Source organism: Acrocarpospora macrocephala (assembly GCF_009687865.1).
Classification (GTDB): Bacteria; Actinomycetota; Actinomycetes; order Streptosporangiales; family Streptosporangiaceae; genus Acrocarpospora; species Acrocarpospora macrocephala.
The window spans coordinates 48,131-65,614 of sequence record NZ_BLAE01000029.1 but is presented as its reverse complement, the minus strand read 5'-3'; the positions used below and the strand labels follow the sequence as shown (position 1 = coordinate 65,614).

At 67.9% G+C, this 17,484-nt stretch carries 13 protein-coding genes and 1 pseudogene; 9 read left to right on the top strand and 5 right to left on the bottom strand.

Annotated features, from left to right (window positions below; genetic code table 11):
* Window positions 1–283: 283 nt before the first annotated feature.
* From Amac_RS24655 to Amac_RS24640, 4 genes are all read left to right on the top strand, one after another.
* A complete protein-coding gene (locus Amac_RS24655; RefSeq protein WP_155356769.1) occupies window positions 284–2,866 on the top strand; it encodes a chitinase C-terminal domain-containing protein in 2,583 nt (860 codons plus the stop codon).
* Window positions 2,867–3,008: 142 nt separating this feature from the next.
* Window positions 3,009–3,614, top strand: a complete 606-nt coding sequence (locus tag Amac_RS24650; protein WP_170322625.1) for a copper resistance CopC family protein — start codon at window positions 3,009–3,011, stop codon at window positions 3,612–3,614.
* Window positions 3,611–4,795 (top strand): CopD family protein, encoded by a 1,185-nt coding sequence (locus Amac_RS24645; protein ID WP_155356767.1) that lies wholly within the window; start codon window positions 3,611–3,613, stop codon window positions 4,793–4,795. Before Amac_RS24650 ends, Amac_RS24645 begins: the two co-directional genes overlap by 4 nt.
* 201 nt (window positions 4,796–4,996) lie before the next feature.
* A complete protein-coding gene (locus tag Amac_RS24640; RefSeq protein WP_155356766.1) occupies window positions 4,997–5,374 on the top strand; it encodes a hypothetical protein in 378 nt (125 codons plus the stop codon).
* A gap of 176 nt (window positions 5,375–5,550) precedes the next feature.
* On the opposite strand, the gene Amac_RS24635 is transcribed toward Amac_RS24640, so the two are convergent.
* The 4 genes and pseudogenes from Amac_RS24635 to Amac_RS24620 all read right to left on the bottom strand — a co-directional run bounded on the left by Amac_RS24635 (window position 5,551) and on the right by Amac_RS24620 (window position 7,791).
* Entirely contained in the window at window positions 5,551–6,612 is a 1,062-nt protein-coding gene (locus tag Amac_RS24635; protein WP_155356765.1) for a GNAT family N-acetyltransferase, read from the bottom strand.
* A 126-nt stretch (window positions 6,613–6,738) separates the two neighbouring features.
* A pseudogene (locus Amac_RS58395) lies at window positions 6,739–6,840 on the bottom strand (helix-turn-helix domain-containing protein); the annotation flags it as partial.
* Between the two features lie 67 nt (window positions 6,841–6,907).
* Window positions 6,908–7,396, bottom strand: coding sequence for a nucleoside 2-deoxyribosyltransferase domain-containing protein (locus Amac_RS24625; protein ID WP_155356763.1), 489 nt, complete (start codon window positions 7,394–7,396; stop codon window positions 6,908–6,910).
* A 107-nt stretch (window positions 7,397–7,503) separates the two neighbouring features.
* Window positions 7,504–7,791: an HIT domain-containing protein gene (locus tag Amac_RS24620; protein WP_246268671.1), complete on the bottom strand. Its 288-nt coding sequence runs from the start codon at window positions 7,789–7,791 to the stop codon at window positions 7,504–7,506.
* On the opposite strand from Amac_RS24620, the gene Amac_RS56365 reads away from it, so the two are divergent.
* The gene (locus tag Amac_RS56365; protein WP_246268649.1) at window positions 7,739–7,945 is read left to right on the top strand and encodes a hypothetical protein; all 207 of its coding nucleotides are present in this window, start codon (window positions 7,739–7,741) and stop codon (window positions 7,943–7,945) included. The genes Amac_RS24620 and Amac_RS56365 overlap by 53 nt on opposite strands.
* A gap of 74 nt (window positions 7,946–8,019) precedes the next feature.
* On the opposite strand, the gene Amac_RS24615 is transcribed toward Amac_RS56365, so the two are convergent.
* Entirely contained in the window at window positions 8,020–9,162 is a 1,143-nt protein-coding gene (locus Amac_RS24615; RefSeq protein ID WP_155356761.1) for a hypothetical protein, read from the bottom strand.
* Between the two features lie 163 nt (window positions 9,163–9,325).
* Between Amac_RS24615 and Amac_RS24610 the strand changes: the two genes are divergently transcribed.
* From Amac_RS24610 to Amac_RS24590, 4 genes are all read left to right on the top strand, one after another.
* Window positions 9,326–11,758, top strand: coding sequence for a beta-glucosidase family protein (locus tag Amac_RS24610; protein WP_155356760.1), 2,433 nt, complete (start codon window positions 9,326–9,328; stop codon window positions 11,756–11,758).
* 197 nt (window positions 11,759–11,955) lie between these two features.
* Window positions 11,956–14,910, top strand: a complete 2,955-nt coding sequence (locus Amac_RS24600) for an alpha/beta fold hydrolase (protein ID WP_246268647.1) — start codon at window positions 11,956–11,958, stop codon at window positions 14,908–14,910.
* Window positions 14,907–15,755 (top strand): ABC transporter permease, encoded by an 849-nt coding sequence (locus Amac_RS24595; RefSeq protein ID WP_155356759.1) that lies wholly within the window; start codon window positions 14,907–14,909, stop codon window positions 15,753–15,755. The genes Amac_RS24600 and Amac_RS24595 overlap by 4 nt, the downstream gene beginning before the upstream one ends.
* A gap of 325 nt (window positions 15,756–16,080) precedes the next feature.
* Entirely contained in the window at window positions 16,081–17,409 is a 1,329-nt protein-coding gene (locus tag Amac_RS24590) for a cytochrome P450 (RefSeq protein ID WP_170322624.1), read from the top strand.
* The last annotated feature ends 75 nt before the right edge of the window (window positions 17,410–17,484 follow it).

Sequence of the window (17,484 nt, the reverse complement as noted above, 5' to 3'; positions counted from 1 at the left end):
GTGGCCACGCCCGCACGAGTCCGAACGGATCCCGCTGCCGCGTGCACACCAAGAGATGAGTCGTGCTCGGATCGTAGTGGGCCCTGATCACATGCTCAACATTTGGTTAAGTCTGGCTTAAGGGGCTAACTATCAGGAAACTTTCTTAAAAGAAACCATTGACGGGCCTGATCAGACGACTTAGGTTCGCGATCAATCCCGCCTGGGGCGGGGTGGGACCAACTGTTCTGTCGCGAGTCGCCGGAATCCGCGAGCTCCGACCGTCGCCAATCGGAGGTGGCACGTGCGCCTGCGCGCAGCCGCCGCGGGAGCCTCGCTCGCTCTCGTGGCCGCACTCCTGTCCATTCACGGCGCCAGCGCGGCCGTCGACAACGAGACCTGCCGTCCCGACGGGCTGTATCGCACGCCTGGGCTGGATGTGCCGTACTGCCTGGCGTACGACGAGAACGGCAGGGAGAAGAACGGCGCGGACCATCCGCGGCGGATCATCGGGTATTTCACCGGCTGGCGGGACGGGACCAACGGGCAGACGCGGTATCTGGTCAGTGACATTCCGTGGGGGAAGGTCACTCATATCAACTACGCGTTCGGGCACGTCGGTGCCGATAACCGGTTGTCGGTCGGGAGCCAGGTTCCGGCGAACGCGGCCATCGGGAGGGAGTGGCCCGGGGTGGCGGGGGCCGAGCTGGATCCGGCTTTCGCCTACAAGGGGCACTTCAATCTGCTGAGCAAGTTCAAGAAGCAGTTCCCGAACACGAAGACGCTGATCTCCGTCGGCGGGTGGGCCGAGACCGGTGGGTTCTTCGACGCGAACGGCGACCGGCAGGCGTCGGGCGGGTTCTACTCGATGACGGTGAACGGCGACGGGTCGGTGAATCAGGCGGGCATCAACACGTTCGCGGATTCGGCGGTGGCGTTCATCCGGCAGTACGGGTTCAACGGGGTGGATGTCGACTACGAGTACCCGACGTCGATGAAGGACGCGGGGAATCCGCTCGACTGGTCGATCGCCAACGGGAAACGCGCGCATCTGATGAAGGGCTATGTGGCCCTGATGAAGACGCTGCGGGCCAAGCTCGACGCGGCGGCGGTGGCGGATGGGAAGTACTACCTGCTGACCGTGGCCGCGCCTTCCAGTGGGTATCTGCTGCGGGGGCAGGAGACTTTCCAGGTCACGCAGTATCTCGATTACGTGAACATCATGTCGTATGACCTGCATGGGGCCTGGAATGAGTTTGTCGGGCCGAATGCGGCGTTGTATGACGACGGGAAGGACGGGGAGCTCGCGGCGGCGAGTGTGTACACGACCCAGCAGTATGGGGGGATCGGGTATCTCAATACCGACTGGGCTTATCACTACTTCCGTGGGGCGATGCCGGCCGGGCGGATCAATATCGGGTTGCCGTACTACACGCGGGGGTTCAGGAACGTCACCGGTGGGACCAATGGGCTCTGGGGGCGTGCGGTGGGGACGACGTGTCCTACCGGGCTGACCAAGTGCGGTGATGGGGCCGTCGGGATCGACAACCTGTGGCATGACGTGGAGAACGGGCTGGAGATGCCCGCGGGGTCCAATCCGATGTGGCATGCCAAGAATCTGCAGCAGGGGATTCTCGGGGACTATCTCGCGTCGTACGGGTTGGGTGGGGCGACGCTTCAGGGGACCTATACGCGGTTCTACGATGCCGGGCTGGTCGCGCCGTGGTTGTGGAATTCGACGAAGCGGGTGTTCCTGTCGACCGAGGACGACCAGTCGGTGGCGGCGAAGGCCGACTATGTCGTGGCGAAGGGTCTCGGCGGGACGATGATGTGGGAGCTCGCGGGCGACTACTCGTTCAATTCCGCGAAGGGGCAGTATGAGCCCGGGTCCACGTTGACCACGCTGATGTATGACAAGTTCAAGAACGCGTCGCCGTATGGGGCTGTGCGGGCTACGACGTCGATTCCCGCGCAGAAGCTGGATATCGGGGTGGAGTTCCGGGAGTTCGCGCTGGGCGACAACAACTACCCGATCAATCCGAAGATCCGGATCACCAATAATTCGGCTTCGACGCTGCCGGGTGGGACGGAGTTCCAGTTCGATTACTCGACTTCCGCTCCTGGTAACGCGGCCGATCAGTCGGGGTTCGGGGCGCAGGTGATTCGTAAGGACCATACGGCGGCTAACAACATCGGCGGGTTGAAGGGCGTCTACAACCGGGTGTCGTTGAAGCTTCCCAGCTGGCAGACACTGGCGCCGGGGGCTTCGGTGGACGTCGCCTTTGTCTACTATCTGCCGACTTCGACGCCTTCCAACTGGACGGTCACGTTCGGGGGGAACACCTACGGAATCCTCCAGGATTATGCGCGGGGCGGCGTGGGTCCCTCTCCGTCGCCGTCCGGATCGCCGTCTGGGTCACCGTCGCCATCGCCCTCGCCGTCAGGCGGAACCTGCACGGCACCTGCCTGGGTGTCCACCTCCATCTACACGAACGGAATGCAGGTCTCGTTCGGCGGCAAGACCTGGGAAGCCCGCTGGTGGACCCAGAACAACCAGCCCGGCACCAACGAAGTCTGGCGAGACCTAGGCCCCTGCACAGGCAACCCCTCCCCGTCGCCTTCTCCATCGCCATCCCCCTCGCCTTCCCCGTCACCGTCACCGTCGCCGTCTCCTTCGCCTTCCCCGTCGCCATCTCCTTCGCCTTCCCCGTCGCCGTCGCCGTCGCCGTCGCCAACGGGCCAGTTCCCGGCCTGGGCTGCCGGAACGGCGTACACGGTCGGAGCGAAGGTGACTTACGCCGGATCCACCTACGAATGCCGCCAGTCCCACACCGCCCTTGCCGGCTGGGAACCCGCCAACGTCCCCGCCCTCTGGACGAAGCTCTAACCCCCTAAGCCCCCGGGTCGCGTGAGAAAGGTGACGCTCACGCGACCCGGGCTTTCATCCCAGAATCGGGCAGGTCACGCACCAAACCGATAGATGGCACCATGGCTCCGTACCACCAAAGCCAACGGAAGGTCATCGACAGGTGAGGCGTCTACTCACGGTCCTGCTGCTAGCGAGCGCCGCCACCCTGGCAGCCCCGCTCCCCGCCGCCCAGGCCCACAACGTCCTGCTAGGCAGCAACCCGTCCAAAGGCTCCCACCTCACCACCGCCCCCACCGAAGTCCGCCTAACCTTCGACCAGCCGGTACGCCCCGAGTTCGCCAAAATCGCCCTCACCGACACAACCGGCACCCACTACGAATCCGGCACCATCACCGTCGAAAAGAACGACGTAGTCACTCCCGTGACCCCCCCGACCACCTCCGGCACCTACACCATCGGCTACCAAATCCTCTCCAACGACGGCCACCCCGTAACCGGCCAAATCACCTTCACCTACACCGCCCCCAACCCAACCCTGGCCACCACCGACCCAACGCCCTCCACCTCGGCTACTACGGACCCGACGCCCGCCACCACCCCGGCCCCCGCGCAGTCGCCCCCAGCAGTCCCCCTCTCCTCCGTAGCAAACCCCCCTTCCGGCGGCGGCAGCTGGGTCTGGGGTCTCCTCGCCGCCACGGCAGCCCTCCTCGCCCTCACCGTCCGCACCCTGGCCCGCCACGACCGCCAGGCACGAGGTGCGGCATGACCACCACCCCTGACCACACGCTAAGCACCAACCCGGACACGGCCTCCGGCTCCGACATCGATGCCGACCCCCACATCGGATCCGGATCCGGCGAAGAAGCGCCGACCACCGCAAGCGCGGCCACTGACCTGACGCCATCGCCACGGCCACCTTCCAGCACGGACCGATCCGTCCCGCCGGACGTCGACAGCCAACCTCGACGATCGATCCCCCTGGCGGGCCTGGCCATCGCCGGCGTCTTCGCCGTCATCATCGCCACCTGGCTGACCGCCCCCGAAGAGGCCCCCGGCATCCCCGTCCCCGGCATCCTCGTGGACTACGGCCTGCCCATCACCCGCCTGCTCCTGGACCTCGCCGCCCTGGCGACCGTCGGCCTGAGCCTGCTGCCCAAGCTTCTGGGTTTCGACGACGCGGACCGTACCGAACCGATCGCCGCCCGAGCCCGGCACTGGGCCGTCATGTCCGCACTCACCTGGTGCGCCGCGGCCCTGCTCGCCACCCTGCTCAGCGCCGCCGAGGTGATGCCCGGCCAGATCCCCGACGTCGGCGCCTACGTGGAGACGATCGGCAGCGGCCAAGGCCTGATCGTCAGCGCCTCCGCCGCCCTGGTCAGCGCCGCCATCGGCACCCTCGCCATCCGCTTCGGCGAGAAGGTCCCCGCCGAACTCCGCGTCCTCATCGCGATGTTCGGCCTCCTCCCCCTCCCCGTCACCGGCCACGCCTCCAACTGGTACTGGCACGACCTCAGCATGGTCTCCATGGAGCTCCACGTCATCGGCGCCTCAGCCTGGACCGGCGGCCTCCTGGCGATAACCCTCTTCCTCGCCACCAACCGCTCCCTCCTGGCCACCACCCTCCCCCGCTTCTCCCGCCTCGCCACCATCTGCCTGTTCCTGGTCGGCCTCTCCGGCCTCTTCAACGGCATCGTGGAACTCCTCCTCACCCCCACGGAGCCCTTCCCCGCCTCCCTCCTCACCACCGGCTACGGCCAACTCCTCCTAGCCAAAACCGCCTTCGCCGCCACCATCGCCCTCCTAGCCGCCAACATCCGCTGGCGCCTCCTCCCCAAAATCACCCAAGCCCACCCCACCACCTTCGCCACCTGGGCCGCCCTCGAACTCACCATCATGGGCCTGGCGTACGGCGTCGCCGTAGCCCTCACCCGCGCCCCCGTCGCCTGACCCACCCACCGGACCGATGACAACACTCCATTGCCCACGCCGAAGGTGAACCGTCAGCTGCTCGGCCGCCGCGCGCCGCTGGTGCCGAGCGGTCCTCATCGCCCCTGCAAGAGGTCTCACGCTCATCGGCCACGCCCTGCCAACCTGATTGGTGTCCCAGGCGTCCCACCTGGCACCGGACGCCTACCTGACGAGGCCCCTATGACCCACCCGCCGCGCCCACCGCAGCCCCCGTACGCCCAGCCGTACGGCCCGCCACCCAGCTACCACCAGCCGCCGAAGCCGCACAGCAGATGGCCGCTGATCATCGTTCTCGTGATCGTGCTTCCCCTAGCCGTGATCGGCGGGTGCATGGCACTGGTGTTCAGCGTCGGCTCCAGACAGCCCGGCGGGATGGGCGAACACACGATCACGTTCGAGGTGTCCAAGGCGGAGACCGACTCGACTGCAGCGACTGCGGACCTCACCTGGCAGGCCGGATCCAGCTCGGGCGAGGAGCGCGGCGTGACCCTGCCCTACAAGAAGGACGTCAAGGTCATCGGCGTCGTCCCCCGCGTATCCATGCAGGCGACCAGCTAAGAGGTCAGCTGGTGGACGGAACTGTCGGCCTCGCGGCAGAACAGGTGCCGCTTTGAAGGAGGTGGCCAAGGCCGGCTCCTTGAGCATGTTCAAGACCCGTTTGCAGTTGCTGCGAGAGCTGGGCCCGACCGAGAAGTGGCTGGGAGATGTCCCGCCACGTCGCGCGTGTTTGCGGCTCATCGTGCTGGAGGTCGGCGCTGCCAAGAGTAGGTCACGTCTGGTTCGCCTGGCTCGTCGTCGAACCCGGACACGGTGAAGCCGCGCCGTTCATAGAAGCGACACGCGTCCGTGTTGCGCTGGAAGGTGTGCAGGCGCAGCTCCTCGGGCCTGGCGCGCTTGGCATGGGCGATCAGATCAGTGCCGATGCCACGACGTTGAAGGCTGGGCGTCACGAAGAGATGGCCGAGTTGGTCGATGCTGAGCGTGGCGAAGGCGACGATCTGGCCGCGCAGTTCGGCGACCCAAAGTTCGTGGCTGTAGCCGCAGGACAGGAATCCGCTGATCCCTCCAGGGCTTCCGGCGTCGGGTTCGGTGTCCCGCAGATACGGCTTGTCGGCTGTGGCGGATAGGAAGACCTCGCGGACCGCGGCGGCGTCGTCGACCGATCCCCGCCGGATCAGCGGCAGGGCGTCGTGCAGGACGAGGTCGGCCATCTTCGCTAACCGTAGGAAGTACCGGACGGTCTCCATATCCTCGAGGTCGCCGGAGAGGCGCCGGTGCAGACTGGCGACGTATCCGCGAAGGACCGCCTGATCGTCGCCGGTCACCTGGCCGCCCGAACGGAGATAGCTCAAGATGCAGCCCGCCGAATGGGTGTCCACTATCAGGGCGTCGTTGGGCATCTCGGGAAATGGGAGGGCGATGTGTTCGGCCCACAAGGTCTGGACGGTCTGATACATCGCCTCGTGGGCGTCCGGCCCGTACCAGCGGGGCCCGAATCGGTACCGTTGCTCGTCGTGGCGCACGCCGTATCCGCGCTGCTTCTCCGCCCGGCGTCGTGCGGCGAACGCGGCTATCTCACGCAGTCGGGCGGCGCGGCTGGTCTCCAGGATGTCGAGGGCCCGGAGTAGCGCGGCTTCATCGCGGCGGACAGGTCCGGCTGCGTCGGTGATGTACTGCCAAGTGGCGGTGAACCCGAGGGGCATGTGCCGTCCGACGGCGCAACGCAGGGCCGTGTGCCGGTGGTTGTAGGGCAGGTCACGATTGCGGACGCGCCGGGCGTAGGTAGCGAAGCTCATGGCGCGGCCTGCCCGTCTCCATCGGGTACTGCGAGCGCGGCCGAGTGCTCGACCAGGTCATCCATGCTCAACGGCGGACGTTCCATGCCTGCAAATCCGCCCCAGGCGGCCGGGCATTACAAACGATCACTCGTTCTGGTAGCTGAGGAGGTCGCCGGGCTGGCAGTTCAGGGCCTGGCAGAGGGCGGTCAGGGTGGTGAAGCGGATGGCTCTGGCTCGGCCGTTACGCCTCAGTGCCTCGAGCAACTCTGGCAAGCAACACGCGCGCGATCCGGCTCTACCTAGAGACAAGCCTTCAGGCGGTTGGGCGTCGTGCCTCCACGATCGCGAGTGCCGCCACGACGGTGTCGGCGAGCGTCTGGCGAACCGGCACCGCGTAGTGCTCCGCCAGCCGGATCAGGTACCGGTTACGTTCCGGATTCGGGCAGTCCGGCGGGCAGCCGAGCACCACCTTGCCGGTACGTACGTCATGACCGAACTCGACGTTCGTGGTGAAACCGGGAAGGGTGGCCAAGTCCCGGGGGATCCAGAAGAGAATCGCCGTTGCCGCTTCCCGGGCGGCGTTCTCCCAGGCGAACTGGTCGTCGTAGTGCTCCGCACGAATGCCGTCGCGTGATTCGGGGGTGAGGACGGTCAGCGGGCGGGTGCGCAGTTCGCCGAGGAGCGAGATCGCCGCAGAGTGCCAGGAGGGAACGGGAATGCTCGCTCGCGGCATCGGCCCGGCCAGGAAGATCGACGGATCGGCGGGGATTGGCTCGCGGGCCCAGACAACGGTGAGTGTCATCGAAGGCTCCAAAGGGTGGTGGTCCGGAGACGCGGGATACGCAGCGCCACCATAGGTCACGATCGCAGGCTCCTGAGGGAGGTCGTCCGGAGACGCGACACCGTGGGTCATGGTAGGGAAGGCCACGGGAGGAGGAGGCGGTCGCCTGGTACGCGGGGGACGACGTGGAGGTGGAGATGGAACACCGACTGGGTGGCGGCCTTGCCGCGGGAGGTGATGATGTTGACGGCCGGGTGTTCGGCGGCCAGTTCGGCGGCCCTGGCCATGGTGCGGGCTGAGACTTCGGGGCTCTCGGCGACGTCGGTGACGTGCGTGTGCGGGATGACGAGGACGTGCCCGGGTGTGACCGGGTCGATGGGCGCGATCGCGATCGTTTCCGGCCAGGCGCGGACGATGGTGGCGGACGCGCGTTCGGCGATGATGTCGCAGAAGACGCAGGTTGTGTCGATCTTGACCCCTCAGTCGTCAACGCCCCGCCTGGAGTCGGCGGCCCTGCTGAAGATTCAACGCCATCACGAGATGCCCGCCAAAGCCTCAACTCCAGGGTGATCCGGAGGCGAAAACCGTTCAGTGGCGTTCGGCCACGGCGCTCGCGGGCGAGGAGCCAGGTGGCTTAAGCCCGTTCAGTGGCGTTCGGCCACGGCGTCCTCGGCGCGGAGATGGTAGCGGCGGGTGACGAGTTCGGTGAGGAGCCAGGTGGCGAGCAGGAGGCCGGCGGCCAGAGGCCAGGAGCCAGGGGCGTACGGGGGGGCTTCCACGAGAAGGTCCTGGAGGTAGAGGCCGCCGTAGACGCCCGCGGTGATGAGCCCTGTGCCGAGGAGAGGGCGGATGTAGGTGGGGAGGGGGATGAGGAAGGCCAGGTCGACGGCGATGGCCGCGAGGATGAGGAAGAACGGGATGGCGGAGGCGGGGAAGCCGCCGACGACCAGCAGGGGCCAGATCAGCATGCGGTACGCGATGTACCCCAAGGCGATCATGGTGGCGGTGCCGGTGCGGCCGACCATGATGCGGGCCATCACGAGGATGATCATGCCGATCACGCCCGCGTACACCGAGTAGACGGCGTCCGGGACGGGCAGGGAGAAGTTCTGGATGGCCACCAGGTCGACGGGGCGCTTGAGCGTCTCGGCGGCGAAGTCGAGCAGTGCGGGTTCCGCCTCGGGTTCGCCGCGGATCCAGGCGGCCAGGCCGAGCACGCCGTACTCCTGGTGCTGGCTGGGGAAGATCGCGTTTTCCAGGAAGAAGCCGAACAGGATCGTCAGGACCGTGGTGCGCAGGCGCCCGGCGGGTGCGCCGACGAACCAGCCCCGGATGACGCCCGCGATCATGAAGGCGGTGCCGATGAACAGGAGCGCGTGGGAAGGGCTCCAGGCCGTGATGTCCAGGCCGTTGATCCGGTGGTTGATCAGGTCGAGCGGCACGGCGATCAGGAAGATCCCGGTGCCCCACTGGATCAGCCGGGAGGCGGTGCGGTCGACGCCGTAGCCCGTGTACCAGTGCACGATCGTGAGCCCGACGGCGATGACGGTGCCGACCGTGTTGAGCAGGTGCGGCGGGGCAAGGTCATCGCGGATCCACCGGAAGTGCCAGGAAACATCCCAGGACGAGCCGAGCACCTTGAAAACGAACGCCACCAGCCAGCCGAGGTAGAGGACACGGAACAACTCCGCGGGGGTTTCCCGCCCTGCCGTCCCTCGTGTCCAGTATGGGAGAGCCCACCCAATGATCCGGGCAGGGGCCTGCTTGAGCGACATTCCAGAGTTCACGCGCGAAATGATGCCGCTGTCATTACCTGCGGCGCAATCATGCCTCCGGATTCGTGGCCGTATCGCGTACTAAGGACGGACTTTGGGTCTGTACGGCCCATCTATCAACACGTGGCCACCGATGCGATGGTGAAGCCGAGGAGATCGCGATCGGAGGCTGACGATGGACGAAGTGACTCAGGCGCTCGGGAAACTCGATCTTGACACGAAAGCGGCGCTGCTCGCGGGGCAGGACATGTGGACGTTGCCCGCCATACCCGAGATCGGCCTGGATTCGCTGGTCATGTCGGACGGGCCGATCGGGGTCCGGGGAATGGAGTGGACGGCGGTGGACCCGTCGATCGCGCTCCCCAGCCCGACCGCCCTGGCGGCCACCTGGGATGTCGCCCTGGCCCGGCGCGTGGGCGGACTGCTGGCGCAGGAGGCGCGGCGAAAAGGGGTGCACGTGCTGCTCGCGCCAACCGTCAACCTGCACCGGTCACCGCTGGGCGGACGCCACTTCGAGTGCTACTCCGAGGATCCGCTGCTCAGCGGCGAGATCGCGGCCGGATACGTGATCGGCGTTCAAGAACGCGGCGTCGCGGTCACGGTCAAACACTTCGTGGCCAACGACTTCGAAACCGAGCGGTTCACGGCGAATGTCCTCGTCGGCGAGCGGGCGTTACGCGAGCTGTATCTCGCGCCCTTCGAGATCGTGAACCTCAAAGCCGGCCCGTACGGGGTGATGGCGGCCTACAACCGCGTCAACGGCCCAACGATGACCGAACACGACGAGCTGCAGAACCGGGTGCTGCGGGAGGAATGGGGGTTCGACGGGTTCATCGTGTCGGACTGGACGGCGGCCAGGGACACGGTGCGGGCCGCGAACGGCGGGCTTGACGTGGCCATGCCAGGCCCAAGAACGGTGTACGGGCCCGCGCTGGCCGATGCGGTGAAGGCGGGCGAGGTCAGTGAGGCCGTCCTGGACGAGCATGTCCTGCGGGTCCTCACGGTGGCCGCCAGGACGGGCGCGCTGCGAACCAGCGGGCCACGCTCCGAGTTCGAGCACGTTGACGGGGAGGCTCTCGCCCGGGAAGTCGCCGCGCGCTCCGTCACGCTGCTGCGAAACGAACCGGCGGCAGCGCGATCCGGCGGGCCGTGGCCGCAGGGCCAAGCCACGCGGGGGATTCTTCCCCTCCCGGCGGGAACCCGGATCGCGCTGATCGGTGGCCTGGCGAAGGACGCCCGGGTGATGGGCGGAGGAAGCGCGCAGGTCTACCCAGAACATGTGGTCTCGCCGCTGGAAGGCCTGCGTGCCGCCGGTCTCGACGTCACGTACGCCAGAGGCGCCGACCCCAGCCCCAACCTCAACCCAGCCCGCGACGGCTTCACCATCACCTCCACGGCCAGGGCCGCGGACGGCCGTGTCCTGGGGACGTTCCCGCAGGTCGACGGCATGCTGACATGGATAGGCCAGACCCCCGTGCCGTACGACGAGCTGCACACGGTCGAGATCGGCGGCACCTTCACCCCGGACGTGGACGGCGTGCACGAGTTCGCGATCGACGGGCTCGGCGCCTTCCGGCTGGAGATCGACGGCTCTACCTTGCACGAGGGAGTGATCAAACCGCCCCCGGATCAGGCGGCCGATGCGATCTTCGTACCGGCGCAGAAAGTCTTCACGGTCGAGCTGACCGCCGGTCGGCCGGTGGACGTGCTGCTCGTCCACACCGTCTACAAGGGCCAGGTCGGCGAGATGCCGCTGGCGTTCGTCGGGTTCGGCCTGGCCCACCGGGAGCCGCGGCCGGACGCGGACACGCTGCTGGCGCAGGCCGAGGCCGCCGCCCGGGAGGCCGATGTGGCCGTGGTCGTGGTGGGCACCTCGAAGGAGATCGAGAGCGAGGGCTTCGACCGGCGCTCGCTGCGCATCCCGGAACGCCAGGACGAGCTCGTCGCGCGGGTGGCGGCGGCCAATCCGAACACGATCGTGGTCGTGAACGCGGGCTCCCCGGTGGAAATGCCGTGGCGGGAGGAGGTCGCGGCGACGTTGCTGACCTGGTTCCCCGGCCAGGAGGGCGGGCACGCCCTGGCCGACGTGCTGACCGGCGCGGCCGAACCGGGCGGGCGGCTGCCGACGACCTGGCCGGTGGCGATGGCCGACTGCCCGGTCCTCGACGTGACCCCACGGGACGGCGAGATCCGCTACGACGAAGGCGTGTTCATCGGCTACCGCGCCTGGGATCGGACGGACACCGAACCCGCCTACCCCTTCGGCCACGGCCTCGGCTACACGACCTGGGACTACGAGTCGATCGGGTACGCGAACGATACGCTCACCGTGCGACTGCGCAACACGGGCACACGTCCCGGACGGGAAGTCGTTCAGGCGTACCTTTCGCCGGTCGAACCGGACGAGAACCGTCCGGCGCGATGGCTGGCCGGATTCGCGGTCGCCGACGCCGAACCCGGAGCGAGCGTCGACGTGACAATCGAGATCCCTCGGAGAACCGCAGAAATCTGGACAGACAAGGGCTGGAGGCTAGTCGAAGGCGACTATGTCCTCACCGCCGCGCACTCTTTGACCGAACCTCGCCTCAGCACCCCAATCACCTTCTAAATTCAACCGCCCAGCAGGTACGCCGCCCGCCCGACAACCTCATCCCACCACCCCAATCGACCTTCTAACGCAAACCGCCCAGCAGGTACGCCACCAGCCGGACAAACCTCATCAATCACGTTCAACCAGCCCGGCAGGTACGGCTACCTGCCGGGTGATCTCAGCCGACTCTCAGCGACGCTAAGTAAGCTCTCGATATGACGTTCCCTGGTGGGCGGCGGGCCATGACCGCCGTGATCGCGCTTGCGGTCCTTGCGGTGGCCGCGATCACATGGACGGTCTGGCCCTCGGAGCCACCGCCGCGCGGCCAGGACCTGACGATCGACGTGCTCGACGGCCCCGCCAACGACCAGCGCGTCACGATCGACGCCACGTTCTTCGCCCCCGCGTCCGGCGGCAAGGCCCCCGCCGTCCTGCTCGGCCACGGCTTCGGCGGCAGCAAGTCGAGCGTCCGCGACCAGGCCCAGCGCCTGGCCCAGCACGGCTACGCGGTCCTGACCTGGTCCGCCCGCGGCTTCGGCCGCTCCACCGGCGAGATCGCCCTCAACTCCCCCGACTACGAGGTCAAGGACGTCCAGCAGCTGGTCGACTGGCTCGCCACCCGCCCCGAGGTACGGCTCGACGCCGCCGGCGACCCCCGCGTCGGCATGGCCGGCGGCTCGTACGGCGGCGCGATCGCCCTGATGACCGCCGCCTACGACACCAGAATCGACGCCATCGCCCCCCAGATCACCTGGCACGACCTGGCCGACGCCCTGTTCCCCAACGCCACCGGCCAGGGCCCGGCGACCGGCGTCTTCAAGAAGATGTGGGCCGGAATCTTCTTCAGCGCGGGCGGCAACCGCCTGGCAGGCCTCAGCGGCGGCGCGTCGGGCGGCCTCGCCGGCCTGACCGGAGGTACGGGAACCGGCGGCTCTGGCGGAGCCGGCGGTCTTGGCGGAACGAGCACAAGCGGAACAGGCACCCCCGGAACAGGCACAAGCGGGACGAGCACACCCGGAACAAGCACGAGCGGAACAGGCACGCCCGGTACAAGCACGAGCGGAACGGGCACAAGCGGAGCGAGCACGCCCGGAAGTGGAGCGGGCGAAACGGGCACAGGCGCGGGCAGCACGGGTGCGAGCCCAGCGCCCACCAACGCGCCCGACATTTCCGGAACTCCGGAAACCTCCGGCTCTGAACGTCCGGCGGCGATGGGACTGACGCCGCAACAAGTGCAGTGCGGACGATTCATGCCGACGATCTGCGACATCTACCAAGAGATCGCCGAAAAGGGTCAGGCCACCCCCCAGGCCATCGACTTGCTGCGACGATCGAGCCCCGTCTCCGTGCCCGGAAAAATCCGGATTCCCTCCCTGATCATTCAAGGCCAGCGAGACTCCCTCTTCCCGCTGTCGCACGCCGACGCCAACGCCCGCGCGATCGCGGCCACCGGCGCCCCCGTCGAAGTCGCCTGGATCAACGGCGGCCACGACGGCGGCGACAGCGAAGGCGACTGGGTCTTCGACCGCACTGCCGCCTGGTTCGACACGTGGCTCAAAGACTCGGCCACTCCCGGCAACCCCGCCGCAGCGGCGTACCAGCAGACCGCAGGTCAAAACCCGGCCCCAACCGCAGGCCAGAATGCCGACCAAACCGCTGGCAAGAGCGCGGCCACGGCCGTGCCAGGGGGCGCGGCGTTCACCGTTTCCCGGGACGGCGGGCGTGACCCCGGCACCCGGCGTAACACGATCGTGCACGCGGAAGGCAGCCGCTATTCCGGCCTTTCCGGCACCGCTCAGACCGCAGTCACACTCACCGGACCTGCGCAAGAGGTAGCGAACCCGCCAGGCGGCTCTCCGGCGGCGATCTCCTCGATCCCCGGCTTCGGCAGCCTGCTCGGCAACTCCTCCACCGGTGTGAGCGCCGCACTCGACCTCCCCGGCCAGTCCGCCACCTTCGAGTCCGCTCCCCTAAGGGCCCCGCTCCACCTCACCGGCTCCCCCACCGCCACGATCCGCGTGTACGGCACCGGCCAGGTCACCCTCTTCGCCAAGCTCTACGACGCCACCACGGGCCAGCTCGCCGTACTCCCCGGAAACCTGACCGCCCCCCTCCGGGTGAACGCGACCCCGTCAGGAACCACGGCCACGATCGCCCTCCCCGCGGTGGACCGCCGGTTCGACACCGGCCGCACGCTGCGCCTCGTCCTGGCCACCACGGACATGGCGTATTCGACGCCCGCCACGCCGGCCGTCTACCAGGTCGAACTGGCCTCGCCCGACCTGGTGGTCCCCACCGACGGCGAGCTGTCGGCTCCGGCGACGGGACCGGCCTGGTGGACCTGGGCGATGCCTCTCTCCGCGCTCGTCGTCGCCATCGTCCTGGTGCTCGTCGGCCGGGTACGCCGAGCCGACACCACCCAGGACCCCGAACTGGCCGACGTCCCCCTCCAGATCACCGGCCTGACCAAGCGCTACCGCAACGGCGAGAAGGCCGTGGACGACCTGTCGTTCCGGGTCGAGCGCGGCCAGGTGCTCGGCCTGCTGGGCCCGAACGGCGCGGGCAAGACCACCACCATGCGCATGCTCATGGGACTCATCCACCCCGACGCGGGCGAGATCAAGATCTTCGGCAGCAAGGTCGTGCCAGGCGCACCCGTGCTGTCCCGGCTGGGCTCCTTCGTCGAAGGCCCCGGCTTCCTGCCGCACCTGTCCGGCCGCGACAACCTGGAGCTCTACTGGCGCGCCACCGGCCGCCCGCCCGCCGACGCGCACCTCGACGAGGCCCTGGAGATCGCCGGTCTCGGCAACGCGGTGGACCGCGCGGTCCGCACGTACTCGCAGGGCATGCGGCAGCGGCTCGCGATCGCGCAGGCCATGCTCGGCCTGCCGGACCTGCTGGTCCTGGACGAGCCCACGAACGGTCTCGACCCGCCCCAGATCGCCGAGATGCGCAAGGTCCTTCGGTCGTACGCGGCGAAGGACCGGACCGTGATCGTCTCCAGCCACCTGCTCGGCGAGGTCGAGCAGACCTGCAGCCACGCCGTCGTCATGCACCGGGGCAGGCTGATCTCGAACGGCCCGGTGGCGGAGCTGCTCAGCCGGGGTCACCTCAACGGCAGCACCCGCCTGGAGGACGTGTTCCTCGACCTGATCGGAGAGCAGGTATGAGCACCGGCGCGATCGGCTACGCCCCGGGGCACACGCTGCCGCTCCGGGTGGAGATCATCCGGCAGTTCAAGCGGCGCCGCACCCTGATCATGTTCGGCCTGCTGATGGCGCTGCCCTGGATCCTGGTGATCGCCTTCCAGTTCGGGCCAGGCAACAATAACAACCAGAACAGCCTGCGCCTGTCCGACCTGGCGACGGCGGGCGGGCTGAACTTCGCCGCGTTCGCGCTGTCGGTGTCGGCGAGCTTCCTGCTGGTGGTCGCGGTGGCGCTGTTCTGCGGCGACACGGTGGCGAGCGAGGCCAACTGGTCGTCGCTGCGCTACCTGCTGGCCGCGCCGATCCCCCGCGACCGGCTGCTGCGGCAGAAGCTGATCGTCGCGCTCGGCTACTCGGCGGCGGCCGTGACCGTGGTCCCGCTGATGGCGCTGCTCGCCGGGACGATCGTGTTCGGCTGGAACGACATCACCGTGCCCGGCACCGGCGAGATCATCCCGGCCGGCGACGTGCTGCCCAAGTTCGCCATCGTCATCGGGTACGCGATGGTCAGCAACCTGGTCGTGGCCGCGGTGGCGTTCCTACTGTCGGTGAGCACCGACTCCCCGTTGGGCGCGGTGGGCGGCGCGGTCGGGCTGGTGATCGTGAGCTCCATCCTGCAGGCGGTGGAGGCGCTGGGCGGCCTGCGCGAGTTCCTGCCCACGTTCTGGAACACCGCCTGGCTGGACGCGCTCGCCCCGGTGCCCGACTACAGCGGCATGATCAAGGGCGTCGCAGTCGCCCTCACCTATGCGGCGATCCTGATCGCCTTCGCATTTCGGCGATTCCGCCGAAAGGACGTCGTCTCCTGATATTTCCGGTCATGCCGAATAGGGCCATGACAAATGACTACACAATCAAATTGTCACACCGCGTCAGTGATAGACAATGACAATAGAGACTGAATGGGCACGATAACTCCCATGCGATTCCAGATGTGTAGCATCTCCCCAACTTCGGCAGTCATGTCTCATTGACAGAGCAACCATTTCATGTCGGAATGAATGGGACTTATTTCCTGTAGGGGCACCAGCGGGCATGCCAATCGCATGCGCTCGCTAATCGGGGGCGCGCTTTGGCATGGCCATTGGTCGTCCAGACGGACGACCCTGCCGAGCGAGACGAGGGATCGCGCCAATGCCTCAGCTAACGCCTGCCGCGCCCGGCGGCCTCCCGCTGCTCGGGCACATACCGTCCCTGGTGGGACGCCGCCTCAGCTTCCTTGAGGAGATGCGCGACCACGGCGGGGTCGTCCGCATCCGGCTCGGGCGCACGCCCGCGTTCGTGATCAGCGACGCCCGGATCGCCCGCGAGGTGCTCAGCGACGGCGGGACCACGTTCGCCCGGGGCCGGTTCTTCCGCAAGCTGCGCCCGCTGCTGGGCGACGGCCTCGGCACCTCCGACGGCCCGTTCCACATGCGCCAGCGGCGCATGGTGCAGCCCGCCTTCCACCACTCCCGCCCCGGGTACGACATCGAGACCATGCGCGGCGTGATCGAATCGCGGATCGGCTCCTGGCGGGCGGGGATGACGCTGGACATCGCCAGGGAGATGGACCGGCTCGGGGTGGCGCTGATCACCAAGACCCTGTTCTCCTCCGACACGGCCGCGGGCGAGGTCCGCGACGTCCAGGAGTCCATCGCCGACTTCATGGTGGGCGTCGGCATCCGCACGGTGGTCCCCAGCGACCTGCTGGAGCGCCTGCCGATCCCGGCCAACCGGCGGTTCAACGCGGCCAGGGACCGGCTGGAGCACGCCATCACCAAGGTGATCGCCGACTATCACGCCGACGAGCGCGACCACCACGACATCCTGTCCATGCTGATCGAGGCCCGGGACCCCGAGGGCCTGCCGATGTCGGACCAGGAGCTGCGCGACGAGGTACTCTCGCTGGTGGTCGCCGGCGGGGACACCACCGGCCACGTGCTCGGCTGGATCTTCCACGAGCTGGGGCAACATCCGGAAGCCGAGCGCAGGCTGCACGACGAACTGGACCAGGTCCTGGCCGGCCGCACGGTCACCGCCGACGACCTGCCCAAGCTCGGCTACGTCGAGCAGATCGTCAACGAGACGCTACGGCTGCGCAACCCCGGCTGGCTGGTCATGCGCCGCACCACCCGGGCGCTGGAGCTCGGCGGCGTGCCCATCCCCGCGGGCACCGAGCTGCTGGTGAGCGTGTCCGCCCTGCTCAGGGACCCAGCCGTGTACGCGGATCCGATGCGCTTCGACCCCGATCGCTGGGCGCCCGACCGCGCCAAGAGCCTGCCCCGCGACCTGTTCCTGCCGTTCGGAGCGGGCACCAGGAAGTGCGCGGGCGAGCCGCTGGCCCGGATCTCGATGGCGCTGGTGCTGGCGACCCTGCCGACCAGGTTCCGGCTGCGCCCGGTGCCGGGTCATCGCGTCCGGGAGATGGCCCTGGGGACGATGTCCGCCGACAAGATCCCCATGACGCTGGAATCCCGATAGCCACCCAGAAATACACCGATAAATCGGGATAAGTCGTACTAACACATACTCCGTGTGCGGTGCGTTTTTCGCATT

Bases quoted from the DNA above. Each gene is read 5' to 3' on its own strand.
- Amac_RS24645 (WP_155356767.1), top strand. From the start codon at position 3,611: ATGACCACCACCCCTGACCACACGCTAAGCACCAACCCGGACACGGCC.
- Amac_RS24640 (WP_155356766.1), top strand. From the start codon at position 4,997: ATGACCCACCCGCCGCGCCCACCGCAGCCCCCGTACGCCCAGCCGTAC.
- Amac_RS24635 (WP_155356765.1), bottom strand. From the start codon at position 6,612: ATGAGCTTCGCTACCTACGCCCGGCGCGTCCGCAATCGTGACCTGCCC.
- Amac_RS24625 (WP_155356763.1), bottom strand. From the start codon at position 7,396: ATGACACTCACCGTTGTCTGGGCCCGCGAGCCAATCCCCGCCGATCCG.
- Amac_RS24610 (WP_155356760.1), top strand. From the start codon at position 9,326: ATGGACGAAGTGACTCAGGCGCTCGGGAAACTCGATCTTGACACGAAA.
- Amac_RS24600 (WP_246268647.1), top strand. From the start codon at position 11,956: ATGACGTTCCCTGGTGGGCGGCGGGCCATGACCGCCGTGATCGCGCTT.
- Amac_RS24595 (WP_155356759.1), top strand. From the start codon at position 14,907: ATGAGCACCGGCGCGATCGGCTACGCCCCGGGGCACACGCTGCCGCTC.
- Amac_RS24590 (WP_170322624.1), top strand. From the start codon at position 16,081: ATGCCTCAGCTAACGCCTGCCGCGCCCGGCGGCCTCCCGCTGCTCGGG.